Annotated in this window: 21 protein-coding genes; 9 read left to right on the top strand and 12 right to left on the bottom strand. The window is 61.4% G+C overall.

All coding sequences use genetic code 11. The features are described from left to right. Positions 1–40: 40 nt before the first annotated feature. The 6 genes from LQ220_RS02755 to LQ220_RS02730 form a co-directional block, all read right to left on the bottom strand. Entirely contained in the window at positions 41–1,942 is a 1,902-nt protein-coding gene (locus LQ220_RS02755) for a ribonucleoside-diphosphate reductase subunit alpha (RefSeq protein ID WP_230186736.1), read from the bottom strand. A 618-nt stretch (positions 1,943–2,560) separates the two neighbouring features. Then, a complete protein-coding gene (locus LQ220_RS02750; RefSeq protein WP_230186735.1) occupies positions 2,561–4,042 on the bottom strand; it encodes a glycerol kinase in 1,482 nt (493 codons plus the stop codon). A 171-nt stretch (positions 4,043–4,213) separates the two neighbouring features. Next, positions 4,214–5,290 carry an LLM class flavin-dependent oxidoreductase gene (locus LQ220_RS02745; protein ID WP_230186734.1) on the bottom strand — a complete coding sequence of 359 codons (1,077 nt, stop codon included), beginning with the start codon at positions 5,288–5,290 and terminating at the stop codon, positions 4,214–4,216. After that, positions 5,287–6,204: an aldo/keto reductase gene (locus LQ220_RS02740; RefSeq protein ID WP_230186733.1), complete on the bottom strand. Its 918-nt coding sequence runs from the start codon at positions 6,202–6,204 to the stop codon at positions 5,287–5,289. The genes LQ220_RS02745 and LQ220_RS02740 overlap by 4 nt, the downstream gene beginning before the upstream one ends. Before the next feature lie 17 nt (positions 6,205–6,221). Beyond that, positions 6,222–7,238, bottom strand: a complete 1,017-nt coding sequence (locus LQ220_RS02735) for a LacI family DNA-binding transcriptional regulator (RefSeq protein ID WP_230186732.1) — start codon at positions 7,236–7,238, stop codon at positions 6,222–6,224. Continuing rightward, entirely contained in the window at positions 7,235–9,292 is a 2,058-nt protein-coding gene (locus LQ220_RS02730) for an alpha-glucosidase (RefSeq protein ID WP_230186731.1), read from the bottom strand. The genes LQ220_RS02735 and LQ220_RS02730 overlap by 4 nt, the downstream gene beginning before the upstream one ends. A 188-nt stretch (positions 9,293–9,480) precedes the next feature. Between LQ220_RS02730 and LQ220_RS02725 the strand changes: the two genes are divergently transcribed. Together LQ220_RS02725 and LQ220_RS02720 are read left to right on the top strand one after the other, a co-directional pair. Beyond that, positions 9,481–11,847 carry a TonB-dependent receptor gene (locus tag LQ220_RS02725; RefSeq protein WP_230186730.1) on the top strand — a complete coding sequence of 789 codons (2,367 nt, stop codon included), beginning with the start codon at positions 9,481–9,483 and terminating at the stop codon, positions 11,845–11,847. Between the two features lie 256 nt (positions 11,848–12,103). Continuing rightward, positions 12,104–12,292, top strand: coding sequence for a hypothetical protein (locus LQ220_RS02720; RefSeq protein ID WP_230186729.1), 189 nt, complete (start codon positions 12,104–12,106; stop codon positions 12,290–12,292). A 52-nt stretch (positions 12,293–12,344) separates the two neighbouring features. Here LQ220_RS02720 and LQ220_RS02715 read toward each other — a convergent pair whose 3' ends face one another. Next, on the bottom strand, positions 12,345–12,614 hold the full coding sequence (locus LQ220_RS02715) for a GlsB/YeaQ/YmgE family stress response membrane protein (RefSeq protein WP_230186728.1): 270 nt from the start codon (positions 12,612–12,614) through the stop codon (positions 12,345–12,347). A gap of 82 nt (positions 12,615–12,696) precedes the next feature. Then, the gene (locus LQ220_RS02710; RefSeq protein ID WP_230186727.1) at positions 12,697–13,974 is read right to left on the bottom strand and encodes an MFS transporter; all 1,278 of its coding nucleotides are present in this window, start codon (positions 13,972–13,974) and stop codon (positions 12,697–12,699) included. Positions 13,975–14,063: 89 nt separating this feature from the next. On the opposite strand from LQ220_RS02710, the gene LQ220_RS02705 reads away from it, so the two are divergent. From LQ220_RS02705 to LQ220_RS02690, 4 genes are read left to right on the top strand one after another with little or no spacing between them, the layout of a single operon-like run. Next, positions 14,064–15,122, top strand: coding sequence for a putative sulfate exporter family transporter (locus LQ220_RS02705; protein WP_230186726.1), 1,059 nt, complete (start codon positions 14,064–14,066; stop codon positions 15,120–15,122). 10 nt (positions 15,123–15,132) lie between these two features. Next, positions 15,133–16,641: a glycerol-3-phosphate dehydrogenase gene (locus LQ220_RS02700; protein WP_230186725.1), complete on the top strand. Its 1,509-nt coding sequence runs from the start codon at positions 15,133–15,135 to the stop codon at positions 16,639–16,641. A 57-nt stretch (positions 16,642–16,698) separates the two neighbouring features. Beyond that, a complete protein-coding gene (locus tag LQ220_RS02695; protein WP_230186724.1) occupies positions 16,699–16,962 on the top strand; it encodes a hypothetical protein in 264 nt (87 codons plus the stop codon). Then, entirely contained in the window at positions 16,956–17,276 is a 321-nt protein-coding gene (locus LQ220_RS02690) for a type II toxin-antitoxin system PemK/MazF family toxin (protein ID WP_230186723.1), read from the top strand. Before LQ220_RS02695 ends, LQ220_RS02690 begins: the two co-directional genes overlap by 7 nt. Before the next feature lie 74 nt (positions 17,277–17,350). Here the strand turns inward: LQ220_RS02690 and sdhA are convergent, their stop codons facing one another. The 3 genes from sdhA to sdhC are packed head-to-tail and all read right to left on the bottom strand — an operon-like array spanning position 17,351 to position 19,940. Continuing rightward, positions 17,351–19,156, bottom strand: coding sequence for a succinate dehydrogenase flavoprotein subunit (sdhA, locus tag LQ220_RS02685; RefSeq protein WP_230186722.1), 1,806 nt, complete (start codon positions 19,154–19,156; stop codon positions 17,351–17,353). Continuing rightward, complete coding sequence (sdhD, locus tag LQ220_RS02680; RefSeq protein WP_230186721.1) at positions 19,156–19,545, bottom strand: succinate dehydrogenase, hydrophobic membrane anchor protein; 390 nt, start codon at positions 19,543–19,545, stop codon at positions 19,156–19,158. The genes sdhA and sdhD overlap by 1 nt, the downstream gene beginning before the upstream one ends. After that, positions 19,545–19,940 (bottom strand): succinate dehydrogenase, cytochrome b556 subunit, encoded by a 396-nt coding sequence (sdhC, locus tag LQ220_RS02675; protein ID WP_230186720.1) that lies wholly within the window; start codon positions 19,938–19,940, stop codon positions 19,545–19,547. The genes sdhD and sdhC overlap by 1 nt, the downstream gene beginning before the upstream one ends. A 238-nt stretch (positions 19,941–20,178) precedes the next feature. On the opposite strand from sdhC, the gene LQ220_RS24860 reads away from it, so the two are divergent. The 3 genes from LQ220_RS24860 (at position 20,179) to LQ220_RS02660 (ending at position 23,257) form a co-directional block, all read left to right on the top strand. After that, positions 20,179–21,522, top strand: coding sequence for a methyl-accepting chemotaxis protein (locus tag LQ220_RS24860; protein ID WP_290369006.1), 1,344 nt, complete (start codon positions 20,179–20,181; stop codon positions 21,520–21,522). Between the two features lie 69 nt (positions 21,523–21,591). Then, the gene (locus tag LQ220_RS02665; RefSeq protein ID WP_230186719.1) at positions 21,592–22,284 is read left to right on the top strand and encodes an SDR family oxidoreductase; all 693 of its coding nucleotides are present in this window, start codon (positions 21,592–21,594) and stop codon (positions 22,282–22,284) included. Further along, the gene (locus LQ220_RS02660) at positions 22,274–23,257 is read left to right on the top strand and encodes a 50S ribosomal protein L11 methyltransferase (protein ID WP_230186718.1); all 984 of its coding nucleotides are present in this window, start codon (positions 22,274–22,276) and stop codon (positions 23,255–23,257) included. Before LQ220_RS02665 ends, LQ220_RS02660 begins: the two co-directional genes overlap by 11 nt. Positions 23,258–23,291: 34 nt before the next feature. Here LQ220_RS02660 and LQ220_RS02655 read toward each other — a convergent pair whose 3' ends face one another. Continuing rightward, on the bottom strand, positions 23,292–25,643 hold the full coding sequence (locus LQ220_RS02655; protein ID WP_230186717.1) for a TonB-dependent receptor: 2,352 nt from the start codon (positions 25,641–25,643) through the stop codon (positions 23,292–23,294). Between the last annotated feature and the right edge of the window lie 185 nt (positions 25,644–25,828).

Raw genomic sequence — 25,828 nt, 5'->3', positions numbered from 1 at the left:
CGCATCGGCCCCCTTCTCTATCGTTAGCGTATGCGCAGCCTTACTGGCAGGCGAGGCACTCGTCATAATCGGTGGTTTCGCCGGTCATCAGCTCGATCTTCTTGAGATCGGGCGTGTTGTCGGCTTCGACGCCACCGGCAAAGCCAGCGCGCTGGATCGATTTCGAGCGCAGATAATAGAGCGACTTGATGCCCAGTTCCCATGCGCGGAAGTGGAGCATCAGCAGATCCCACTTGTCGACATCCGCCGGAATGAACAGATTGAGCGACTGCGCCTGGTCGATATAGGGCGTGCGATCCGCCGCGAGTTCGAGCAGCCAGCGCTGGTCGATTTCGAAGCTGGTCTTGAACACGTCCTTTTCTTCCTGACTCAGGAAGTCGAGATGTTGGACAGAACCGCCATTTTCGAGGATCGAGTTCCAGACATTGGTGCTGTCCTTGCTCTTTTCCTGCAGAAGCTTTTCCAGATACGGATTCTTGATCGAGAAGCTGCCCGAGAGCGTCTTGTGCGTGTAGATGTTCGCCGGGATCGGCTCGATGCAGGCAGAGGTGCCGCCCGCGATGATGCTGATCGACGCGGTCGGTGCGATCGCCATCTTGCAGGAGAAACGCTCCATCACACCCATGTCGGCGGCGTCGGGGCATGGGCCGCGCTCGATGGCGAGTTGCATCGAGGCTTCGTCGACCTGGGCCTTGATCTGCTTGAAGATGCGCAGGTTCCACGACTTAGCCATCGCGCCTTCGAAGGGAATGTTGCGTGCCTGCAGGAAGCTGTGGAAGCCCATGACGCCCAGACCGACCGAGCGTTCGCGGCTGGCGCTGTATTTCGCGCGGGCCATTTCCGGCGGGGCGCGGTCGATATAATCCTGAAGCACATTGTCGAGGAACCGCATGATATCCTCGGCAAAGCTCTTCTCGTCCTTCCACTCGTCCCATGTTTCCAGGTTCATCGACGAGAGGCAGCAGACCGCCGTGCGGTCATTGCCCAGATGGTCGCGACCCGTGGGCAGCGTGATTTCCGAGCAAAGGTTCGACGTCGATACCTTGAGACCCAGATCGCGGTGATGCTTGGGCATCGAGCGGTTCACCTGATCGGCGAAGATGATGTAGGGTTCGCCCGTGGCAAGACGGGTTTCGACCAGCTTCTGGAAGAGCGAACGCGCGTCAACCGTGGCGCGGATCGACTGATCCTTCGGGCTGCGCAGGTGGAATTCGGTGCCATCGCGGACCGCTTCCATGAAGGCGTCGGTCAGCAGCACGCCGTGGTGCAGATTGAGCGCCTTGCGGTTGAAATCGCCCGATGCCTTGCGGATTTCGAGGAACTCCTCGATCTCCGGATGCGACACATCGAGATAGCAGGCCGCCGAACCGCGACGCAGCGAACCCTGGCTGATTGCCAGCGTCAGGCTGTCCATCACGCGGACGAAGGGGATGATGCCGCTGGTCTTGCCATTGAGACCGACCGGCTCACCGATGCCGCGCACGCTGCCCCAATAGGTGCCGATGCCGCCGCCGCGCGAGGCAAGCCAGACATTCTCGTTCCAGGTGTTGACGATGCCTTCCAGACTGTCGTCCACCGAATTGAGATAGCAGGAGATCGGCAGGCCGCGCCCGGTGCCGCCATTGGACAGGACGGGCGTCGCAGGCATGAACCAGAGGCGCGAGATATAGTCATAGACGCGCTGGGCATGATCCTGATCGTCGGAATAGGCCGACGCAACGCGCGCAAACAGATCCTGATAGGATTCGCCGGGCAGCAAATAGCGGTCGCGCAGCGTGTCCTTGCCGAACTCAGTCAGCAGAGCGTCGCGCGACGCATCGGTCTTGATGTCGAACCGCCGCGCCTGAATCGAGTGCGAAGACACCGGGTCCGCTTTCGGCGCGACTTCGGGTGCCGCCGTCGGGGTGGATTGGGCCGCTACAGCCTCCAAAACTTCATCCATTATCGTTGCCACGTCGCCTGCACCTGTTTCCTGGCTTTCACGAAAGTCCATTAGTTGATCGCCCTTGCATGTTCATGTTCCGTTCGATTCGGTCAAGTGCTTTGGGACGAGCGCCCGGTATAGCATGACCAGCTTCGAAATAGGGCAGCGGAAGTCCGATCTCTCCGATCGCGGGGGGCTAAACCGCCCTGCGCACCGAATCGCCCCGGCGCGTCCAACCACAATCTGTAGATAACCCCCGTTGCCCCTTACACAAGGGATAGTGCCACAGCCGTGCCGCGACGCAAGAGGGTAAATGACACTTTAGGGACTCGGTTCGTCGCTCGTGCGATTCGTTTCATCGCGACCCTGGGGCGTTCTGCCGGTGCGACGCGCGGTGTTTCCTATGCTTTTGAAAAGGCAAGAGGACGGGAGGGGAACGAAAATAAATAGATGGGGATGGAAATACGCGCCCCCTTTCAAGGGGGGGATCGATAAGAGGCGCGTGACTTTATTGAGGGTGGGTGCGATTGTACTTCTGCAATCGCTGGCGAAGCCAATTGGCGCGATGTCTGAAGGCTCGCTTCGCTCGCCACCCACCCCAACCCCTCCCTTAAAAGGGAGGGGCATATAAGTTGGTCAGCCCCGATCCCCTGCCGCTTCGAGCACGGCGGCGACGGCGCCTTCCCAGGCGCGGCAGCGGGCGGCAGCCAAGGGGTAAGGTTGCGGGTGGAAGGCAGTGGCGCCTTTGCGCATCGACGCGGCGGCAGCGAGCGTGGGGAACAGTCCTGCGCCGACGCCCGCAAGCATGGCAGCGCCCAGCGCTGTCGTCTCGATAAAGAGCGGGCGCTCGACGCACAGGTCGAGCATGTCGGCCAGATCCTGCGCCAGCCAATCGTTGCTGACCATGCCGCCGTCGATGCGCAGATCCGCCCACACTGCGCCATCGGCAGCGAAGGTGGCTTTCAGATCGAGCGACTGATGCGTGACAGCCTCCAGCGCGGCGCGGACGATATGCGCGCGGCCGGTGGAAAAGCTGAGGCCGGTGATCGCGCCGCGTGCATCGGGCCGCCAGTAGGGCGCGCCGAGGCCGGAGAGCGCAGGCACGAAGCTGACCCCGCCATTGTCGGGAACGGAGGCGGCGAGCGCGGCAGTTTCCTCTGCGCTGTCGATCAGGCCCACTTCGTCGCGCAGCCATTTGACGACGCTGCCCGCGACGAACACCGATCCTTCGAGCGCGAAGCATCGCTCTCCGCCGATCTGCGAGGCGATGGTGCCGAGCAGGCGGTTCTTGGAGCGCGGCATCTGCGCGCCGGTGTTGGTAAGGATGAACGCGCCGGTGCCGTAGGTCGCCTTGGTCTGACCGGGGGCGAGGCAGGCCTGCCCGATGGAGGCCGCCTGCTGATCGCCCGCAAGGCCGGTGACGGGGATCGGTGCGCCGAAAAGGTCGGGCTGCGTGCTGCCGAACGATCCGGCGCAATCGACGATTTCGGGGAGCAAGGCGGCAGGCACGCCGAACAGGTCGAGCAATTCGCTGTCCCAGCCGCCCTGCTCGATTGCCATCAGCGCGGTGCGCGAGGCGTTGGTGGCGTCAGTGATGTGGAGCCCGCCGGTCAGGCGATAGACCAGATAGCTTTCCACGGTGCCGACCGCGAGGTTATCGCCCAGTTCGTTCAGTTGCGGCCAGTTGGCGAGCGCCCAGCCCATCTTGCTACCGGAGAAATAGGGATCGAGGAGCAGGCCGGTGCGGTCCTGCACCATCGGTTCGTGGCCTGCGACGATGAGGTCGTGGCAGGTTTCCGCGGTCCGCCGGTCCTGCCAGACGATGGCAGGCGCGACGGATTCCCCGGTCCGGCGGTCCCAGAAGACGACGGTTTCGCGCTGGTTGGTGATGCCGATGCAGGCGATCCGGTCCGGCCCGCCTGCTTGCGTCACCATCTCCCGCGCGCATTCCAGCGTAAGCGCCCAGATTTCGTTGGCGTCATGCTCGACGCGGCCCGGCGCGGGATAATATTGCGTCAGCGGGCGCTGCGCAGTGCCCAGGCACGCGCCGTCCGGTGCGAACAGCATCGCGCGGGTGGAGGTAGTGCCTTCGTCGATGACGAGAATGGGTTTTGTCATGTGTTTATCCTCTCGTCTTCGGTCGATATTCCATCTTCCCACTCTCCCGCCTTATTCCCCGTTCGGTTCGAGTAGCTGTCGAGCTTGTCGAGACGGCGTATCGAGACCAGTTCTCGACAAGCTCGAACCGAACGGTGTTGGGGAGGAACGGTGTGGGGAGGATCGGGGTGATTAAAGAACCAGCGGCCCATGCTCCAGCTTTGGCAACACATGCCGCGCGAAGAGGTCGCATTCGGCGGCGTGAGGATAGCCGGAGAGGATGAAGGCTTCGATCCCTTCATCCTGATAGGCGCGCAGCTTGGCCAGCACCTGATCGGGATCGCCGACGATGGCGGCACCGCAGCCCGAACGGGCACGGCCCACGCCGGTCCAGAGATTATCCTCGACATAGCCTTCCTCGCCCGCCGCCGCGCGCAGCTCCTGCTGGCGGGTGACGCCGACCGACTGGCTGTCGAGCGACTTGGCGCGGATGGCAGCGCCTGCATTGTCGTCCAGCTTGGAGAGCAAGCGAGTCGCGGCGGTGCGTGCTTCACTTTCGGTCTCGCGAACGATGACGTGGGCGCGATAGCCGAATTTGAGCGTGCGGCCATAGCTGGCGGCGCGCGCCGTCATGTCAGCGATGATTTCGCGGACCTTGTCCATCGTGTCGGGCCACATCAGGTACACGTCGCAGCCTTGTGCAGCAGCATCGCGCGCAGCGGGGCTGAGGCCGCCGAAATAGAGCGGCGGGCATTTGCCTGAGACGGTGGTGACCTTGGGCGGATCGAGGTCGAGCTTGTAGAATTCGCCCTGATGGTTGAGATGCTCGCCGTTCAGCATCGTCTTCAAAATCTGCATGACTTCGAGCGTACGGGCGTAGCGTGCATTGCTCTCCAGCGTGTCGCCAGGCAGATCGGACGAGATGATGTTGACGGTCAGCCGACCGCCCAGAATACGGTCGAGCGTCGCGATGCGGCGAGCAAGCTGGGGCGGCCAGTCCTCACCGATGCGCACGGCCATCAGCAAGCGGATGGTCTTTACCAGCGGCGCGATGGCCCCGGCGAAGATCGTCGTGTCGATGCCCAACTGATAACCCGACGGCAGCAGGATATTGTCGAACCCGCCGCTTTCCGCCTGCATCACGATATCGCGGCAATGCTCCCAGCTTGACGCGAGCATCGCGTCGGGTTGACCCAGAAATTCATAGTCATCGTCGCACAGCGCGGAAAACCAGCTTACTTCGCAAGGCTTATAATGGGCAGCATTCATGGCAGAGGTTCCTCTCTCGATGCGGTCAATACGGCGTACCAGTCGGCACGGGTCCATGTGACCTTGTAGGCGTCGGCGGCTTCGCGGATGCGTGCAGGCGTCTGCGAACCGACGATGGGGATGGGATGCGCGGGATGCGCCATGATCCAGCTAAACGCTGCGGCGGTGACCGAGACGCCGTATTGATCGGCGACCTTCTTGAGTGCGTTGGCGACGGCGCGGTCACGCTCGGCAAGCGGATTGGCGATCTTGCCACCGCCCAGCGGCGACCAGGCCATGATCGCCATGTCCATCCGCATCGCCTGATCGAATTCGCCCGACACCAGCGGGTTGAGCGTCAGCGGCGAAAATTCCGGCTGCGTCGTGGCGAGCGGCACGGTGAGGAAATGGGCCAGCGCGTCGATCTGCGCGACGGTGAAGTTCGATACGCCGATGGCGCCGATCTTTCCGGCTTTATGCGCGTCCTCCAGCGTGCGGGCCATTTCCTGCGGGTGGGTCAGGATGTCCGGGCGGTGAATCTGCCAGAGGTCGACGCGATCCACGCCCAGCCGCGTGAGCGATGCGTCGATGGCGAAGTTCAAATAATCGGCGCTGCTGTCATAGGGCGTGCCGATGACGATCCCGCCCTTGGTCGCCAGCACGACCTTGCTGCGCAGGCTTTTGTCCGCAGCGAATACGCGGCCAAGCAAGGCTTCGGACGCACCGAAGGCTTCGCCATTGTCCGGGCCGTAAATGTCGGCGGTGTCGAACAGGGTGATCCCGGCGTCGAGCGCCGCATCGACCAGCGCGCGGGCAGCGGCAAGGTCATCGCCCTTGAAGCGCCACATGCCCCAGGAGAGACCGCTGACGGTGATGCCCGACTGGCCGAGGGGGCGGGAAACGGGAGGCGTGGGGAGAGAAGCGGTGATGGTCATGAAAAGCTGTCGATCCTTCAGGGACGGGAAAGGGGAATGGCGCGAGTCGATTGCCGCTCGATCAGTTCATGCGGCAGGCGGCGATGTTCCGCCCCCGGCCCCATGCTGAACAACAGGTTGGTACCGGTCTTGCCCAACGTGCGAGTCGGCTGGCGAATGGTGGTGAGCGGCGGATAGACGACTTGCGCCAGCACCGTGTCGTCGAACCCTGCCACCGAAAGCTGATCGGGAATGACCACGCCGCGTTTATGCGCCACCGCCAGAACGCCGGCGGCCATATCGTCATTGCTGGCGAAAATCGCGCTGGGCGGATCGGGCATGGTGAGCAAGGCTTCGGCTGCCTTCACCCCGCTGGCGAAATCGAATTCGCCGGGGAAGACGATGGTGGGTTCATATTCGATACCCGCCCGGTCGAGCGCGCGGCGATAGCCGAAGAGCCGCTCGTTGCTCGCCATATGGTTGGGATGGCCCATGATGAAGCCGATGCGGCGATGGCCGTGGTTGATGAGGTAGGACGTCATGTCGTCCGCTGCCTGCACATCGTCGATGAAGACCGACGAAGTGATCGCGTGGTTGGTACCGGGCGAAATGCGGACGAAGGGGATCGAGCGACGCTCCAGTTCCTCCAGCACCGCCGCGCAATCGGTGACGGGGGAGGAGAGGATGATGCCGTCGACATGGGTTTCGTCGATCAGGCCGCCGACTTCGCGCGCGACATCGGGCGAGCCTACGTCGACGGGCTGCGCGAGCAAACGGATGCCCGCTTCCCGGCAGGCTTCCCAGACGCCTTCCTGGATCTGGTGGATATAATAGGGGCTGTGATTGTCGTAGAGTAACGCGATCTGGCCCGACTTGCGCCCCGCGAGCGCGCGGGCGGCGATGCTGGGGCTGAAGCGCAGGGAGCGGACGGCAGCCTCCACCTTAATGCGCGTATCTTCGCGCACATAGCGTTCCTTGTTGAGAACGCGGGATACCGTCTTGACCGATACGCCCGCCGCCTGCGCGACATCGCTGATCGTGGCGCGTTCGCTCACAGAGTCAGCCTCGCGCAGCGGGCAACATGGCGGGCGGCGATATCGGCGAAGAAGGCCGCTTGGGCGCTGTCGGCGCGGTAGAAAGCGGGCGTCTGGCCGATCGGGGCATCGACCTCCACCGAACCGGGCGCATAAGATGTGCCGGACCACAGATGCACCCAGTCGGTGCCGCCGGGCAGATGGCAGGTCCAGCGCGTTGCGCCTTGCGTGATGACGGGGGCGACGAGCAAGTCGCGACCGTAGAGATAGTGGGTTTGCAGGGTGTCGCTGTCCATATCCTCTTCATGATGCAGGAACAGCGGGCGTTGCAAGGGCAGTCCGCTCTCGCGCGCTTCTTCGCACAGGATACGGGTGTAGGGCGCGAGGTCGGCGTGAAGCTGCGTCATGGCCGCGAAATGGCCGAGCAGCTCGGGGGTCGAATCGACTTGCAGGTTTTCGTCGGGCCGATTGCCTTCGTGGGTGCGCATGACGGGGGTGAAGGCAGCAAGGTCGCTCCAGCGCATCAGCAGTTCTGCGGTACGGACATTACCGAGCAGACTGGTGTAACCGCCAATGTCGCTATGGCTGTAGGCGTTGCCGACCAAGCCTGCCGACAGCGCCGCTGTGATGACGGTGCCGATGCCATCATGGCGAGTGAAGTCGACCGACTGGTCCCCGGCCCAGAGCAGCGGACAATATTTGCCCACATCGGTCCCGCCTGCGCGCATGAAGAACACCGCTTCGCCCGTCTTGCCGCGCAGTTCGAGAGCGCGGGCGTTGACCTTTGCCCAGAGCGTCGGCCAGGCATTGTGCGCGAGCATCGGGTCCATGCCATCGAACAGGCGAACGTCGGTCGGGAGATATTCGCCGAAATCGGCCATCCAGCCCGACAGTCCGAAATCGAGCATTTCGCGACCGATGATCCGGTCGGCAAACCATTCGGCAGCGTCAGGATTGGTGAAATCGACGATCGCGGCGTCAAATTCGCCGAAGTCGACATGATAAGGGGCATCGCTGTCCTGCCGCAGCGCGAGATAGCCCGCCGACAAGGCTTCCTGATACAGTATGCCGTCAATGGCGAGATAAGGGTTTACGTAGCCAAGGAAGCGCACGCCCTTTTCCGCCAGCCGCGCGATGCGTTGGTCGAGATCGGGATAGCGTTCGCGGTTCCATTTCCAGTCCCAAAACAGCCGCTTGCCGAAGCTGGTGATGCGCAGACCGACCCAGTCCTCACACCAGAGGCCAGAGACGGGGACGCCCGCATCGATCATGCGTTCGAGGCGCGCGAAACTGTCCTGCCCCTGCTTCAGCCCGACGATGGTGCCGGTGGTGGCCCAATCGGGGAGCAACGGTTGCCGACCGAAGCGGAGGGAGAGCGTGGAGACGAGATCGACAATGGTCGGTGCGGTGAACAGTTCGATCGTCGCAGGGATTTCCCAGCATTCGATGGCAAAACTGTCGCTCGCGGTGAAGTCGAACGCGCAATAAGCGTGGGTATCGACATGCAGGGCGTAACCGCGCGGTGAGAGGATCGTGGGCTGCGGATAATTGGTGGTCCAGTAATCGCCACCGGCATTGCCCGCCGCATCCATTGCCTGTGTGAAGGCCGTGCTCTTATCGCGACCGACGCCCGGCTCGGAGGTCCACACGGGAAAAATGCGACCGCGCAGATCGAGATAGGACATCTGCTCGCCGAGCCCGAAGATTTTCTCTAGCGGATCGATAGAAAAACTTAACCAGCAGCGATTGACGGCGTTGTCATGGGATTTTAGGGACAGGCCGTCGGACTGGACCACCAGCGACACGGCGACCGGCGCGCCCTCCTCCATCGAAAATTCGACGCATAGCGATCCGTCAGGATCGGACTGCGGCGCGATTCGAGCATGGGACAGCGGCGTCCGCTCCACCACCTCATCCGAAAGGCGAAAATTGCCGCGAAACATCTCTACATCTGCAATGCCACGCCCCACGGCAATCATGGGTCGGGCAGCGCTATGCGTGGCGAGCAGGCAGTCGCCCAGCCACAGCGCGAAGCCGCCGTCGGTAGCTTTGAGTGTCGGCGTGGATATCGCCATGGAACCTCTCTCGAATCGCACCCTGACCGGCTGGGATCGGGTGTCACATATTTATGACAGCGATGGACAATGCCACAAGCTGTCTTTGCGATCAAGATTGACAATCCTGCCTTATCGCCCTTATTACCCCTCCAAACCTTCAGTTAAATGCAGGGTTTGTACCAAAATCATCATAACGGGAGGATCCCATGAAGCGCTCTAACTCCATTCCGCATATTCGCGCTGTTTTTCTGACAGCGCTGGCAGGCGTCAGTGCTGCAGCGCTTTGCCAGCCCGCATTCGCGCAAGAAACCGCGCCGGTTCAGGCTGCCGAGGAAGATACCGGCGGCATCGATATCGTCGTGACTGCGCAGAAGCGTGAGGAAAATCTTCAGAACGTACCGCTGTCCGTTTCGGTGATCGGCGGCGACGCGATTGCGGCTCAGGGCGGCGTGAACCTTGAAAACGCACAATATCTCGTCCCCAGCCTCAACTTCCGCAAGTCGGGCACCAGCCTCAACCAGGCGCTGTTCCTGCGCGGTGTCGGCACGATCAACTTCTCCATCGCTGCCGAGCCATCCGTCGCTGCCGTGATCGACGGCGTTGTCCTGAGCCGTGCGGGTGAAGGCTTCGGCGATCTGGTCGATATCGACCGGGTCGAAGTGCTGCGCGGACCGCAGGGCACGCTGTTCGGCAAGAACGCATCGGCTGGCGTGGTCAGCATGGTATCGAAGCGGCCGGAAGACACGCTGGGCGGCACTGCCGAAGCCAGCTATTTCGATGCAAGCGAATATCGCGCGCGTGCCACCATCAACATTCCGCTGGGCGACAATGTGCGTTCGCGCTTCACGGGCTTCTACAGCGAATATGACGGCAATCTGCGCAACATCGCGCTGGATCGCAAGGTCAACGGGTACAAGCATTACGGCGTGCGCGGCGCGATCGAAGCCGATCTGTCGGATGCGGTCACGGTCATCCTGCGCGGTGACTGGCGCAAGGCGAACGACGATTGCTGCGCCGAAGTCATCGGCACGGTGCCAACCAATGCAGCAGCAGCCGCACTGTCGGGCACCAACATCTCGGGCGATGAAACGCGCCGGGTGAACCAGAACCTGCTGACGCAGACGAAGGAAGAAAGCTGGGGCGTGTCGATGCAGATCGATGCCGAACTGGGCAACCAGATCATCACTTCGATCACTGCCTATCGCAATTGGGACAACACCGAAATCCGCGATGGTGACTGGCTGGATCGTCCCTATGTCGGTCTCAACCAGTTGCACGACATCGGGCCGCAGACGTCCAAGACATTTAGCCAGGAATTGCGCCTGTCGTCGCCGACCGGCAATTTCTTCGAATATGTCGCCGGTCTGTATTACTCGCGTGCGGAATCGCAGCGCCAGTTCACGCGTGACGTCATCACGTGCAGCGCCACGACCCCTGTGTCCGGTTTGGTGCCGTGCACGACCGGCGGCGGTTTTACCTTCACCAATCCTTTCGGCACCACCGATTACGGTTCGGTCTTCACCAACATGGCCGCCTTCGGTCAGGTCACGCTCAATGTCTCCGATCGCTTCCGCGCCATCGGCGGCATCCGCTACACGGCGGATCAGCTTGACGGCAATATCCTGCGCACCACGCGCTTGGCCGGTGCAGGCGTGAACGGCAATTTTGACGCGGGCGTCTACAATAACGGCGCAGGTGGCGGCGTTTCCAATGGTCAGCCGGTGAACCTGAAAGTCGTCAACGACAACTGGTCGGGCAAAGCGGCCCTGCAATATGACATCACCGACGATACGATGGGCTACGCCAGCTACACGCGCGGCTACAAGGGTCCGGCGTATAACCTGTTCTTCAACCTCAACACATCCGGCGCGGGTGTCATCGCACCGGAAACGGTCGACGCCTATGAAGTCGGCCTGAAGAACAGCCTGTTCGGCAATCGCCTAATCCTGAACCTCACCGGGTTCTACGCCAAATATAACAACTATCAGGCGAACAACCCGGATCTGGTTGCGGGCGTAGTCGTTACCCGCCTGACCAACGCAGGCACGGTATCGACCCGCGGCGTCGAACTCGACATGGTGTATCAGCCTTCGCGGGCTTTCACCCTGAGCGGTGGTTTGGCCTATACCGATGCGAAGGTCGATGAATTCCGCCTGCCCCCCGGCGCAACCGAATCGCAGCGCGTGCCCAATGGCACTCGCCTGTCCAATGCGCCCAAGTGGAAGGGCTCGCTGGGCGCGACGTACAAGATCGAAACGGGCGGTTTCGCCAATATCGAACTGGGTGCGCAGGGCAGCTATCAGTCGAGCCAGTTGTATGAATTGAGCCCCAATGCCGCCGTGCGCGCGGCAACGACAGTCAAGGGCTATGGCATCGTCGATGTAAGCGCGGGCCTGGTGGCGCAGGACAATGGCTGGAGCGTTCGCGCTCAGGTCAAGAACCTGCTCGACCAGAGCTTTGCCTCATCCATCGTGTCGGGCGGACCGGGCGGTTCGTACCGCTTCATCATTCCGCGCGAAGCCGACCGCTATTTCGGCGTCACCGCAAAGGTGAATTTCGGCAGCGAGAAATAAGGAACACTCTTCTCCGGGGCGCGACGCTTGTTTGTTATCACGATTTCCTGAGGAAATTATTCAGGCATGCGCCCCGGCGATACGGGCTGGCGACCACTGCACGGGTCGCCAGCCTTTTTTTTGGCCACGCCATTCGCAAAAGGTTCCACGATCAGGCATATTTTTCATTCGGTTCGCCGCAAATGGGCCAAGCGGTGAGATTGCATTAGCTTTTGCAACGTACTTAACCCTCAACCGATAGCGTTGCGGAGACTGTATGATCGAGTTTGCTGCCCTGACCTATGGCGTCCTTGCCAGCTTTGTCCTGACCTCCGCGGGCCGGAACCGGGCGAAGCAGCAGCCTCATCCACCGATGGTGCAGTATGTCGGCTATATGCTCTGCGGCGTATCCGCAGGCGCGTCGGCAATTCTGAGCGGCATCGCCATCCATCAATTGATGGCATGAAAAAGGGCGGCACAATGGCCGCCCTTTCCAAATGTAGTGCTGGAGCGTTAGATTAACGCACCGAACCGCGACGAACGAGGTTCACGACCGCCAGCAGGATGACGGCGCCGACGAACGAAACCAGCAGTGCCGCAATGTCATAATTGCCGCTGGTGATCGGCGCGATGCCGAGCAGGGGCGAGACCACGAAACCGGCGATGACCGCGCCGACGATGCCGACGACGATGTTCAGGAAAATGCCCTGCTGCCCATCGGTGCGCATGACCATGCTGGCCAGCCAACCGATGATGCCACCGACGATAATAAGAATAATAATACCCATGATCCAACTCCCTAAAACGATGCGGCCACAGGTGGCTGCTGAAAGGTAGGACGCATGGAAGGCCAGTATTGTTCCGTAGCGGTCAGGCGGTCACCGGTTCCAGTTTTGGGACAAGCAGGTGTATCCAGACCAGCGCGACCAGATAGGCCGCAGCGCAAATGGCGAACATTGGCCAATATCCAACCCCTGTCGTCAATGACCATCCGGCAAATTCGATCATCGCTGTACCGCTGAGATTGCCTGCGACCGCGCCCATGGCGATCACGCTGGCAACCCGCGCCGTGGGCACGATATCGGCGGTCATGCCGAAGATGTTGGTCGAGAAACCCTGATGCGCGAACAAGGCCATGCCGATCAGCAGCGCGGCGGTCCACGGGCTGCCCGCATAGAGCGCCAGAGGCGCGGGCAGGATCATCAGCGCAAACAGGAACATCGACAGCTTACGCGCGCCGTTGACGGAAAAGCCGCGCGACAGGAGGATCGGGAACAACGCGCCGCTGCTGATCGCGCCGATGGCCGCCAGGACGTAGATCAGCGCGATGGGATAGCCGAGCGTCCCCTGCGCCATGCCAAATTGCCGCGCGAAGAAATCGGGCATCCAGAAGAGCATGAACCACCAGACCAGGTCGGTGAACGCCTTTGCGCCAATGACGGCCCAACTGCGCCGGTCGGACAGGAGATCGCCCCAGCGGACACCCTTTACTGCGCTGGCGCTTTTTACGTTGCTCGTGACCGGTTTGAGTTTGCGTGTGCCGACGATCCAGAAGGCAAGCCAGATGAAACCCAGGCCGCCGGTCACCAGAAAAGCTGCCTGCCAACCGAAGGCGAGCGCGAAGGGCGGGATCAGCAGCGGGGTGACGATGGCGCCGATATTGGGCGCGGTGTTGATGAGGCCGATACCTAAAGAGCGCTCCTTGAGCGGCAGATAGGTCGCTGCGGCCTTGATCGCGGCGGGCGTGTTGACCGATTCCGCGACAGCCAGCGTGATGCGTGCGGCGACGAACTGCTGGACAGTCATCGCGATCGCATGGCCCATGCCCGCGAGGCTCCATAGCGCGACCGCCGCGCCATAAGCGAAGCGTACGCCGAAGCGGTCTACGAACCAGCCAACCCCCAGCAAGGCGAGGGCGGCGGAAATCTGGAACGAGGAACCAAGATGCGCGAATTGCTGATCGGACCAGCCAAATTCGGCTTCCAGCATGGGTTTCAGCAGCGCGAGCACTTGCCGATCGACATAATTGAGGGCGGTTGCAAAGAAGATCAGCGCGACGAGGCCATAGCGCAGCGTCTTGCCAGTGGCGACCTGCCCATCGTCGGTTGCGGTGCCTGCGGCTGCCGGCTCGGCCTTTTCGTGTAACATCGCCTCTCCTTCGCCAACGCCGATATGATGCTTGCCTGCATCGCTTTTTCGGTTGCAGATGGCCAGCGGCAACTATAGGCACAGGCAATATGACAGCGCAAGACAGAAACACCGTCATGGCCGCAGACCTTTATGGCGACTTGCTGGTCGACACCCGACAGCCGCCCCAGCGGTGGCAGACGCGCGTCCCCGGTCTTGCCATGGCGATCGTTGCCTCGCTCGCCGCAGCTTGGCTGAGCGACCATTATGGCGCGCCGATTGTATTGATGGGTTTGCTCATCGGCTTATCATTGAGTTTCGTCAGCGCCGAACCGAAACTGATTCCTGGCCTAACCTTCGCATCGCATACGCTGTTGCGGATCGGGATCGTGCTGGTCGGTGCGCAGATTACCTTCGCGCAGATCGGGTCGCTTGGCATCGGAGCCTTTGCAGCGCTCATCGGGATAATGGCGCTGGTGATGCTGACCGGCATCGTCGTTGCCAAGCTGTTCAAGCAGGACGTGATGTTCGGCCTGCTGGCGGGCGGTGCGACCGCGATATGCGGCGCCTCGGCGGCGCTGGCGCTGTGGAGCCTGATCGGTGAGAAGCGCATCGATCAGGCGCGTTTCACCATCGTCCTCGTCGGCATTTCGGTCGCGAGCGCACTGGCCATGTCCTTCTATCCGCCCATTGCCGAATTTCTGGGCCTGACCGACCGACAGGCAGGGTTCCTGATCGGCGCATCCATTCATGACGTGGCGCAGGCCATTGGCGGCGGCTTCTCCTTCTCCCGCACCGCCGGCGAAGTCGCGACCATCGTGAAGCTGACGCGCGTGACGCTGCTGGCGCCCGTGCTAGCCATCGTGGCCATCGCGCTGCGCAATCAGGGCATGGGCGCGGACGGCACAGCGAAGCGCATCCAGATTCCCTGGTTCGTGCTGGGCTTCCTCGTGCTCGTCGGGGTGAATACGGCGATTCCCCTGCCGCCGCAGGCAGTGGATGTATCGCATACGGTTTCCAAAGCGCTATTACTCGTTTCGGTCACGGCGACGGCGATGAAGTCGCAGATGGCAGTGTTGTTGACGCAAGGCTGGCGCAGCTTTGCGCCGGTGATCGCGGCGACGTTGGTGGCGTTTGCGCTGTCGCTCGGCGCGGCGCTGATCCTGTGAAGGTGGCAATATGATCTACGACCTGTGCGTCATCGGTGGGGGTATCAACGGGACAGGCATTGCGCGCGATGCCGCTGGGCGCGGGGCATCGGTGCTGTTGCTGGAACGCGACGATCTGGCGTCTGGCACCTCCTCCGCCTCTACCAAGCTCATCCACGGCGGGCTGCGCTATCTGGAGCATTATGAGTTCAAGCTGGTGCGCGAATCGCTGATGGAGCGGGAGCGGCTGCTGGGGATTGCGCCGCATATTGCGTGGCCGATGCGGTTCGTGCTGCCGCATCATCCCGGGTTGCGCCCGCGCTGGCTGCTGCGGCTGGGGTTGTTCCTGTACGACCATATCGGTGGGCGTAAGTTGTTGCCCGCCACACGCACGATTGATCTGCGCGCTGATCCGGCGGGCAAGCCGCTGAAGCCGGGTTATTCGACGGCGTTCGAATATTCCGATTGCTGGGTCGACGATGCGCGGCTGGTGGTGCTGAACGCGCGCGATGCGGCGGCACGCGGCGCGGAGATACGGACGCGGTGCGAAGTGACCGAGGCCCGACGCGAAGGCGATTGGTGGCACATCGAGACGCGCAATGCCGATGGCACGACGCAGGATTTCAAGGCGCGCGCGCTGGTGAATGCAGGTGGCCCGTGGGTCGTGCGGATGATCGACCGATCTCATACCGAACGGCCCGCCAATGTGCGGCTTGTGCGCGGCAGTCATATCGTGACGAAGCGGCTGTTCGACCATGACCGCAGCTATATCTTCCAGAATGCCGATGGCCGCATCATCTTTGCCATCCCCTATGAGCGCGATCTGACGCTGATCGGCACCACTGACCGCGACCATGAAAGCCCGGACATTCCGGCCAAGGCAAGCGACGAGGAAATCGCCTATCTCTGCAACGCGGCAAGCGAGTATTTTGCGAAGGCGATTACGCCCGCCGACGTAGTGTGGACCTATAGCGGCGTCCGCCCCCTGCTGGACGACGGGGCCAGCGCTGCGCAGGAAGCGACGCGCGATTATGTGCTGAAGCTGGATGCTGCGGAGGGTGCTGCGCCCTTGCTGTCGATCTTTGGTGGGAAGATTACGACTTATCGCCGGTTGGCGGAGGAAGCGATGGAGGCGCTGTCGCCGCTCATGCCTGTGTTGAAGGGCAAAAGCTGGACGGCGACCGCGGCGCTGCCCGGTGGCGATTTCCCGCTGGCGGAGCGAGGGGCGTTGACGGCGCGGATTGCGGGGCGGTATCCGTTCCTGTCATCCGATAGCGTTGCGCGAATATTGGCGACATATGGCACCTGTGCGTTCGAATGGCTGGGCGACGCGCAGACTATGGCGGCGCTGGGCGAGGATTTCGGCGGCGGGCTGACGGAAGCCGAAGTGCGCTATCTGGTGCGCGCGGAATGGGCGCGGACGGCGGACGATGTGCTGTGGCGGCGGACCAAGATGGGGCTACGCGTCGATGCGGCGGGTGCTGCGCTGTTGGATGGGTTGCTGGCGCGGCTCGTGAATGAGGGTGCAACACTCTCGTGAAGTTATAACATTGTTATAACTTTCCTCCTGTGCTATCCGTGCTCAAGGAGACAAGCCATGCAGACAGCACTTCGTAAAATGGGAAATTCGACAGGGATGATCCTGCCGCAATCGGTGCTTCGGGAAATCGGTGCGACCAGCGGTGCAAAAATGGATGTGCTTGTACAGGACGGCAAGCTGATCATTACGCCTGTTGCTCCGACCGACATTGCGCGCACGGGCTGGGCAGAATCGGCTGCAGATGTGGCAGCGCATGCGGACAGCGAAAGTGAAAGCTGGCACGCCTTTGCCAATATCGATGATGCCGATTTGACGTGGTAAAGCGGGGCGAGGTTTGGCTGGCTGCGCTGGATCCAACCGTCGGCAGCGAAATTCAGAAGACTCGCCCGTGCGTTATCGTTTCACCAGACGAGATGAACGATCATATGCGCACGGCCATCGTTTCACCCATGACGACCGGCAGTCGTCCTGCCGCTTTTCGAATCGATGTGCGATTTAAAGGCAAGACGGGATTAATCCTGCCCGACCAGATGCGGACCGTCGACAAGACACGACTGATCAAGCGTATGGGGAAAGTGGATGCAGCGACACTTGATGCGCTTCTGGGCATATTGGCGCAGATGTTCGCCAAATAGACAAACCACCGCAGCGTTATTCCGATAGCGGTTTGGAGGGATAGCGTGGCAACGGCCATGCTATCCCTTAGGCATCAATATACCCGCGCTTTCGGTTGGATGTACTCGATCTCGTCCGTCAGCGTGTAGTCGTGCACGGGGCGCGTATCGAGGGTTACCTTGCCGCCCTTGCCGCCCCAGCCGTCGAACCACGAAATGGTGTGCTTCATCCAGTTGGCGTCGTCGCGGTTGGGGAAATCCTCGTGCATGTGCGCGCCGCGGCTTTCCTTGCGGTTGAGCGCGCCTTCGATGGTGCAGCTTGCCTGGCTGATGAGGTTGTCCAGCTCCATCGTTTCGATGAGGTCGGTGTTCCAGATCAGCGAGCGGTCGGACACCTGAACGTCCTCCATGCTCTTGTAGACATTCTGCAGCTTCGTGACGCCTTCGCTCATTAGCGCATCGTCGCGGAACACGGCGGCATGCTTCTGCATGGTGCGCTGCATTTCGAGGCGGATCTTGGCGGTAGGCGTGCTGCCCTTTGCATTGCGGAAGTGATCGAGGCGCGAGAGGGCCAGATCGGCGCTGTCACTGGGCAGAGCCTTGTGGGCGCTGCCGGGCTTCACGATGTCCGAAATGCGATGACCGGTCGCGCGGCCGAAGACGACGAGATCGATCAGCGAGTTGGAACCCAGACGATTGGCGCCATGCACCGACACGCAGGCTGCTTCGCCGACCGCGAACAGGCCGGGGACGACCGCATCGGGATTGCCATCCTTCAGCGTCACGACTTCGCCATGATAGTTACAGGGGATGCCCCCCATATTATAATGGACGGTCGGCACCACCGGCAGCGGCTGACGGGTAAGATCGACGTTCGCGAATACCTTGCCGGTTTCGGTGATGCCGGGCAGGCGTTCGGCCAGAATCTTCGGGTCGATATGGTCGAGGTGAAGGAAGATGTGATCCCCTTCCTTGCCGACGCCGCGACCTTCGCGGATTTCCAGCGCCATCGAGCGTGACACGACATCGCGTGACGCCAGATCCTTGGCGGAAGGGGCATAGCGTTCCATGAAACGCTCGCCTTGCGAGTTGGTCAGATAGCCGCCTTCGCCGCGCGCGCCTTCGGTGATGAGGACGCCTGCGCCGTAGATGCCGGTGGGATGGAACTGCACGAATTCCATGTCCTGCAAAGGCAGGCCCGCGCGCAGCACCATACCGCCGCCGTCGCCGGTGCAGGTATGCGCCGACGTCGCGGAGAAGTAGCAGCGACCGTAGCCGCCGGTCGCCAGCACGACGCTATGTGCGCGGAAGCGATGGATCGAGCCGTCTTCCATGCAGATCGCGATCACGCCGCGGCATTCGCCATTTTCCATGATGAGGTCGATGGCGAAATATTCAACGTAGAAGTCCGCGTCATATTTCAGGCTCTGCTGATAGAGCGCGTGCAGCATGGCATGGCCGGTGCGGTCGGCAGCAGCCGCGGTGCGCTGAACCGGCGGGCCAGCGCCCATATTCTGCATGTGGCCGCCAAAGGGCCGCTGATAGATGGTGCCGTCCTTGTTGCGGCTGAACGGTACGCCTGCATGTTCCAGCTCATACACCGCAGCCGGTGCTTCGCGGACCATATATTCGATCGCGTCCTGATCGCCGAGCCAGTCGGACCCCTTGACGGTGTCGTACATGTGCCAGGTCCAGTGATCCGGCGTGTTGTTGCCGAGCGAGGCAGCAATGCCGCCCTGCGCCGCAACGGTGTGGCTGCGCGTCGGGAACACTTTGGTGATGCACGCGGTTTTGAGGCCGCTTTCGGCAATGCCCATGGTGGCGCGGAGGCCAGAACCCCCGGCACCCACGACGACGGCGTCGTAAGTGTGGTCGATGATCTTGTAAGCGTCGGTCGACATCAGGAAGCAGCTCCCGTGAAGGCTATTTTGGCAATGGCGAAAATGCCCAGAGCCGCGCCACCAATGGCGTAGAAGTTGAGTAGCAGGAAGGTCGCGAATTTCGTGCCGTCTTCATGCACATAATCCTCGACCACGACCTGCAGCCCGAGGCGCAGATGGTAGAAGACGCTGACGATCATCAGCATCATCGGTACGGCGACCCAGCTCTTGGCAAGCCATGTCGTTACCGCGACATAATCGAGTGCCGGGAGCTGGAGAATGCTGATGATCAGCCACAGCACCAGCAGCAGATTGCCGACGGCGGTGACCCGCTGATTGATCCAGTGATGCGTGCCCGACTTGGCACTGCCCAAGCCACGAACGCGACCGATGCCCGTTCCGCTACCCATTACAGTTTCCCCGAGAAGATGCTGAGCCAGATCGCAGCGGTGGTGAATATCGAAAGAACCGGCACGACCAGAGACCAGCTCTTGTTCGTCTTAAGCTCATAGCCCGCGCCGATATCGAGAACGAAATGGCGAAGGCCCGAAAACATGTGCTGAAAGAAAGCCCAGGTAATGCCGATCATCACGACATAGCCGTACCAGGACGTCGCCTGTTTCAGAAAGAACGCATAATATTCCGCGCCCGATGCCGCCGCGGTCAGCCACCATACGAGGCCAAGCGCACCGACGACCGCCAACCCGACGCCCGTGGCGCGGTGAAGGATCGACAAGGCCATATGCGGGCCCCATTTCCAGATAGTCAGATGCGGCGAAAGAGGCCTAGTTTGCGGTCGCGCCATGCGGTCTGCACTCCCCTGGGTCAGCATGATTCCCAGCCCCTTTAGCGCGCGCCTCTCCACTGTGCAAATGCAGCAGGCCGCAGCGCACCAAATCTTTCAAATGAAGCCGATTCAAGTGATTTATGGCAGATTTCCTATCGGATTTTTGCCCGAAGATAAGAGTTGATTAACCAACTAACCCTATGAAGAGACCTGAAGGCATCAGACTGGCTTGGGACTGCAAAGGGCACACATTTCAATGACGCTGCAAATAAAGGCCGATGTGACGATGCCGGAACGGTTGGAAGAGTTCGATCCTGCAGGGACATTGGTATCCGATGCCGCTGCCATTTTCGCGCTTCTTCCCGATCATGGCGAAGCAGCCGCTCAGGCATTTTTCGATGCTTATATGGCCAATACGTCGCTGCGGTCCGTATTGAAGCCGGAGTCGATCAGCGCGATACGTCGCGAAGTCTCTCATTATATTCGTGAAAAGCTATCGAATTTCGGAGGTGAACGTTGGGCGGATTCGGCGCGGTCCTGCGTTCGGCACGCTCGCAAGCATGGCATTTCCATCCGCACCATTCTGGTGTCGATCGTGGCCGCCAATGATGTGGTGCATGATGGAATTTGGGATGCCACGTCGCAAGGCAATGGCCCGGAAGGCCCGGCACGCGCATTGTATCGCGCCCTGACACGTATTTCCATGATCGAAGCAGAATTGATCTGTTCGGTCCTGGCGATCGACATTGCGCTGGAAGAAGAAACCGAGCGTCTGCGCAACGCAACTTTGTTCGAACAGCGCATCGTTGCCGAAATCGACGGCGCGTCGCATCTGGGCGACGGTCTGCGCGAACAGGCAAAGGATGCATCGGCAGCAACGCGCGGAATGCTGGGCAAGGCATCGGAAGTTGCCGCCGCCGCCGAGCAATCCGCGCTTGCCATGCGCGAAGCGGCCCAAACCTCCGCCGGGCTGATCCGGGCGATCGAGGATGCGCGCGCCGAAGTCGAAGGCGCTGCCGAAGTGGCGCAGCGCGCTTATGCGCAGGCCGGCGACGCGGTCACCATGTCGACCACCTTGTCCGAACATGCGCAATCCATCGAATCCATCCTTGGCCTGATCCGCGATATCGCAGGGCAGACCAACCTCCTTGCGCTGAATGCCACTATTGAAGCGGCACGCGCGGGCGATGCGGGTCGCGGCTTTGCCGTGGTGGCGCAGGAAGTGAAGAGCCTGGCCAATCAGACTGCGCGCGCCACGGACGACATCGCCAACAAGATCGGGTCCATCCAGGCATCGACGCGCCAGTCGGTCGAAACCAACCAGCGAATCCGCGAAACCGTGGACGAAGTGCAGATGTCCGCGAACCGCATCCGCAGTGCCATGGATGCGCAGGCGCAAACCGTCACGATGATCACCGCCGCCGTCGATGAAACGGCGCTGGCAGCGGATTCCATGTCGGCGACCATTTCGGCCATTCGTCAGGATACCGAAGTCGTCGCGTCGGAGATCGATCAGCTTGAGCGCGGTTTCATGAGTGTCGAAGGCAAGCTGTCTTCGCTGCGTCAGGCATCCGCAGAGTTCAGCCGCCGGGTGGCATAAGCCGACACGTCAAAAGGGCTTTTACACCTCCCGCCTTTCCTTGGCCAAGCGGCTGGGCTACCGGCAGGCATGGCCATCAATATTCTTCTGACCGGCGCGAGCCGGGGCATCGGCGCGGCCTGCGCGTCGCTTCTTGCATCGGGCGATACCCGTGTGTTTGCCGCCAGCAGCAAAGACGCCGATCTTGGCGCGGCCGGTGGCGCCGAGGCTTTGTGGGACAAGGCACTGGATGCGCTGGGCGGGCGGATCGATATCCTGATCAACAATGCAGGCATATTCGAAGCGACGCCGCTGGATAGCGACGACGCCGACTGGCTGGCGGCGTGGCAACGCACTATGACCGTCAATCTGGAAGCGTCGGCGATTTTGTGCCGCAAGGCTGTGCTGCATTGGCAAGCACGGAAATCGGGCGGGCGGATCGTCAACGTCGCAAGCCGCGCCGCGCATCGCGGCGACAGCCCGATGCACTGGCATTATGCCGCATCGAAAGGCGGGATGGTCGCGATGACCAAGACAATCGCGCGGGCCTATGCGGCGGAAGGGATTTACGCTTTTGCCGTCTGCCCGGGCTTTACCATGACGGGCATGGCGGAGGATTATCTGGCGAGCCGGGGCGGTGACAAGCTGCTCGCCGACATTCCGCTTGGCAAGGTCGCCACGCCCGACGAGATCGCGGCCATCGTGAAATTTCTGGTCACGGATGCACCGCCCTCCATGACTGGTGCTGTCCTCGACGCGAATGGAGCAAGCTATGTCCGATAAGGAAAGCTGGAAACTGACTCTTCCTTGCACCCGCGCGGAGGCCGAATCGCTGGACGGCGATATCGTGGCGTTTGCGCAGCTCGACAGTCCGCCGGTGCTGATGACCAGCGAAGCGGCCCCGGACGATGACGATGTCTGGCAGCTTGATGCCTATTTTGAAGGCAAACCCAATACGGCGCTCGTCAAGCTGGTGCAGACGCTGGTGCCGAGCGCGCGGGGGAAAAAGCCGACACTCGAAAAGCTGCCTGCGGAGGATTGGGTGACGATCAGCCAGCAAGGACTGGAGCCGGTGATCGCCGGGCGCTTTTATGTGCGGAACATGGCCGACGATGTCGTGCCGCCGGGGTACAAGGATTTCCTGATCGGTGCTGGGCGTGCGTTCGGCACGGGGCAGCATGAAACGACGTCCGGTTGTCTGGTAATGCTGGATCGCTCGCGGCGGCTGGGGCATCGGTTTGGCAATATCGCCGATGTCGGGACAGGCACAGGCTTGCTGGCATTCGCCGCGATGCATCTGTGGCCGATGGCTTATGCGACGGCGTCGGACATAGATCCGGTGTCGGTGGAAGTCACCGCCGAGAATGCCGTGGCCAATGGGGTGGCATTGGGCCGCAGTGCCGGACAGTTGACTGTGTTCGCGGCGGCGGGGGTGGATCATCCCGGCATATTGGGCCGTGCGCCCTATGATCTGCTGATCGCCAATATTCTGGCCGGGCCGCTGATCGAACTGGCGCCTTCGCTCACGGCCACGCTGGAGGATGGCGGTACGCTGATCCTCGCGGGGCTGCTGGACAGTCAGGCCGATAGTGTGATCGCGGCCTATCGCGCGCAGGGGATGCGGCTGGCCGACCGGATCGATACCGGGCAATGGCCCACGCTGCGGCTGCGCAAACGCCCCGCCGTCGGCTGGCGTCGCCCGCGTCGCTGGGCGAGCGACCGCAATGGTGAGGCGCCCGGTTACGGAAGCTGGTGAGGGAGGAGCGAAAGCCCCTCCCCCATTATTCCAATCAGAAGCCCCGACGGAGCGTGACGAAGAACTGCTGCGGCGCGCCGATCAGCAGTGTCTGGTTGTCGCCGCTGTTGCCGAAACCGTTCGAACCGATGGTGCTGACATAATCCTTGTCGAACAGATTGGTGGCCGATGCTTCGATGGCAAAGCCGGTCAGGAAGCCCATGCCTTGGGGCACCTTCACGCCGATGCTGGCATCCACCAGAACCCGACCACCGACCGACTTGTCGTTGGTGTAGGTGTAGTAGCGCTTCGACATGTAATTCGCGCCGATCCGGCCGAAGAATATGTCGCCATCATAAGCGAGTTCGCCTGAAGCGATATGCTTGGGGCTGTCGACCGTGGTCTTGCCCTTGATAAGCACGGTTGTGGTCGGGGTGACCACATTGTTGCGATAGGTCGAGTCATTATAGGAATACGACGCAGTGGTGCTGAACCCATTACCCATCGAGTAGGTGCCGGAGATTTCGCCACCGATGGAGCGAACCTTCCCAACATTCTGCAGAATGACAGGGTTTCCTGCGATCCCTGGCCCTGTAGGCAAACCTAGGATGCGGTCATTAAAATTGACGTAGTAGCCTGCAATGGACCCTTGGAAGGCACCAGCCCGCACGCGACCACCGACTTCGTAAGTCTGCGATGTTTCAGGTTTCAGATCGTCTGCCGCGACGAGGGCGTTGAAGCCCACTTGGGTCGTTGCAAATGGCCCTGTGGTTGCAGCGGAGGCGTAAGCGCGCATGTTCTCGGTGTAATTGGCGAAGACTTCTACATCATCGCTCACTTTATAAAGCGCGCCTGCCTGAGGCAGGAACCAATCCTTGGTCTGAATGCGGCCCGATGCTAGGTTGCCTGCGACGATCGGGCTTGCGCGGTTGATGACGCGCGTACCTTTCCAGCCGCCGGATAGAGTCAACTGGCCGAGTTCCAGCGTGTCCATCACATAATATTGGGCCGTTTCGGTGCTGAAATCGACGTCCCACTGCGTGAAGAAGGAGTTTGTTTGGAACTTCAGGCTGTCACGCGAGGAGCCTGCAAGTGTGTTTGCGAGCGAGTAGAAGCGGCGTGCGTTGCGGAAATCATTGCCTTCATACCAGCCGCCGACTTCAAGACGGTTACCGCCCATTTCCCAAACGATGTTACCGACCGCACCCATACGGTCCATATCATACTCGGTAGTACGGACCGAGATCGGCGCTCCGGTCGGGCTTACCAGCTGTGCGCCGGTGGCGGGATTACCAGGGAGATAAACTGACGGAATCCACCACAGACCCTGCCCCTTGTTGCTGTGATAATAACCCTGCAGCTTTGCGTGGACGTTATTGGTGATCGGCGTTTCGAAGGTGACGCCGCCCAACCAATCGCGACGAATGCCCGCTGCGTCATAATAAGCATCGTCAATCGTCTTAACCGACGTCGGCAAAGTAAGGCCGAAGGTCGGATAAGGCAGCGTGGCAGTAACTGAACCGCCCCGCACGACCTGATTGGCGGAGACGGCTGCCACGGTATAGGCGGTCCGCCAATCGGGCGCGAAATTGTCCCAGCGATTGCCGAGGCGACCGATCATTTCGGCGGACATGTCCTGATAATCGTTTTCGCGGCGATCCGAGTAGTTGAGGAAGCCGGTGATCTTGCCGTCGCCGACATCGGCCACGACCTTTGCATTGACCTGATGCTGACGCTGTTCGCCATCGCCGCGCCATTTGCCTGCGTTCAGATAGCCATAGCTGAGGTACCCGCGCACGCCGCCCAGATCGCCGCTGTCGATGCGGACGAAGCCGCGATAGGTGTCGTCGCTGCCGTAAGTGCCCGACGCCGCGATATCGAATTTCTGCGCAGGATCGCGCGACGCGAACACCAGCGTGCCGCCCAGATTGCTGGTCGATGCCGTGGCAAGATTGCCTGCGCCCTGGCTGACGGTGACGGTGCCGAGGTTTTCGGAGATGATCGCGCGGCTGATGTGCAGGCCGTTATAGTTGCCGTAGCTCATGTCGCCCAAGGGCACGCCGTCCAGCGTAAAGCCTAACTGGTTCTGGTTGAAGCCGCGCAGCGAAATGCGCGTCGACCATTCATAGGCACCGAAGGCGTCGCCCGACTGGAAGTTGACGCCGGGCAGCTTGCTGATTGCCTTGAGCGGCGAGGTGCCGGGGGTGAGTAGCTTGATATCGTCTGCGGCGACCGTCTGCACCTGGCGCGTTTCGCCAAAGCCGTAGACGACGATTTCGTCGCCGGCATTTGCGTCGGCAGCGGCAGCGGTTTCAGCAGCAGGAACGACATCCTGCGCCTCGGCAAGGGATGGCAACAGGGCAATGCTGGCAACGGAAGCCAGCAAGAGAAGATTTTGGCGGCGCATTAGGTAACTCCCCACGAGAAACGTCAGTAAACTTGCGGGCCTCTGCGCCCCGGACATGACTGTTCGGCGGCGCAGCAATTACGTTTCGATGACGAATCGAAGTCGTTGTGTGACGATGCAGGATGGCCACAGTCTTGGCAGGATTGTAGGGAAGCGGAGCTGCGCCTAGGCTGCCGTCATGCAGT

Source organism: Sphingobium sp. CECT 9361, from assembly GCF_918741285.1.
In the GTDB taxonomy this organism is placed as follows: Bacteria; Pseudomonadota; Alphaproteobacteria; order Sphingomonadales; family Sphingomonadaceae; genus Sphingobium.
Note: the sequence above shows the minus strand (reverse complement) of the source record. Positions and strands in the feature narration are given on the sequence as shown.

Excerpts from the sequence above, each read along its gene's own strand:
- LQ220_RS02720 (WP_230186729.1), top strand. The coding sequence starts at position 12,104 with ATGATCGAGTTTGCTGCCCTGACCTATGGCGTCCTTGCCAGCTTTGTC.
- LQ220_RS02740 (WP_230186733.1), bottom strand. The coding sequence starts at position 6,204 with ATGACCATCACCGCTTCTCTCCCCACGCCTCCCGTTTCCCGCCCCCTC.
- LQ220_RS02710 (WP_230186727.1), bottom strand. The coding sequence starts at position 13,974 with ATGTTACACGAAAAGGCCGAGCCGGCAGCCGCAGGCACCGCAACCGAC.
- LQ220_RS02700 (WP_230186725.1), top strand. The coding sequence starts at position 15,133 with ATGATCTACGACCTGTGCGTCATCGGTGGGGGTATCAACGGGACAGGC.
- LQ220_RS02730 (WP_230186731.1), bottom strand. The coding sequence starts at position 9,292 with ATGGCGATATCCACGCCGACACTCAAAGCTACCGACGGCGGCTTCGCG.
- LQ220_RS02705 (WP_230186726.1), top strand. The coding sequence starts at position 14,064 with ATGACAGCGCAAGACAGAAACACCGTCATGGCCGCAGACCTTTATGGC.
- LQ220_RS02695 (WP_230186724.1), top strand. The coding sequence starts at position 16,699 with ATGCAGACAGCACTTCGTAAAATGGGAAATTCGACAGGGATGATCCTG.
- sdhA (WP_230186722.1), bottom strand. The coding sequence starts at position 19,156 with ATGTCGACCGACGCTTACAAGATCATCGACCACACTTACGACGCCGTC.
- sdhC (WP_230186720.1), bottom strand. The coding sequence starts at position 19,940 with ATGGCGCGACCGCAAACTAGGCCTCTTTCGCCGCATCTGACTATCTGG.
- LQ220_RS02665 (WP_230186719.1), top strand. The coding sequence starts at position 21,592 with ATGGCCATCAATATTCTTCTGACCGGCGCGAGCCGGGGCATCGGCGCG.
- LQ220_RS02745 (WP_230186734.1), bottom strand. The coding sequence starts at position 5,290 with ATGAATGCTGCCCATTATAAGCCTTGCGAAGTAAGCTGGTTTTCCGCG.
- LQ220_RS02655 (WP_230186717.1), bottom strand. The coding sequence starts at position 25,643 with ATGCGCCGCCAAAATCTTCTCTTGCTGGCTTCCGTTGCCAGCATTGCC.
- LQ220_RS02715 (WP_230186728.1), bottom strand. The coding sequence starts at position 12,614 with ATGGGTATTATTATTCTTATTATCGTCGGTGGCATCATCGGTTGGCTG.
- LQ220_RS02750 (WP_230186735.1), bottom strand. The coding sequence starts at position 4,042 with ATGACAAAACCCATTCTCGTCATCGACGAAGGCACTACCTCCACCCGC.
- LQ220_RS02755 (WP_230186736.1), bottom strand. The coding sequence starts at position 1,942 with ATGGATGAAGTTTTGGAGGCTGTAGCGGCCCAATCCACCCCGACGGCG.
- sdhD (WP_230186721.1), bottom strand. The coding sequence starts at position 19,545 with ATGGGTAGCGGAACGGGCATCGGTCGCGTTCGTGGCTTGGGCAGTGCC.
- LQ220_RS02660 (WP_230186718.1), top strand. The coding sequence starts at position 22,274 with ATGTCCGATAAGGAAAGCTGGAAACTGACTCTTCCTTGCACCCGCGCG.
- LQ220_RS02725 (WP_230186730.1), top strand. The coding sequence starts at position 9,481 with ATGAAGCGCTCTAACTCCATTCCGCATATTCGCGCTGTTTTTCTGACA.
- LQ220_RS24860 (WP_290369006.1), top strand. The coding sequence starts at position 20,179 with ATGACGCTGCAAATAAAGGCCGATGTGACGATGCCGGAACGGTTGGAA.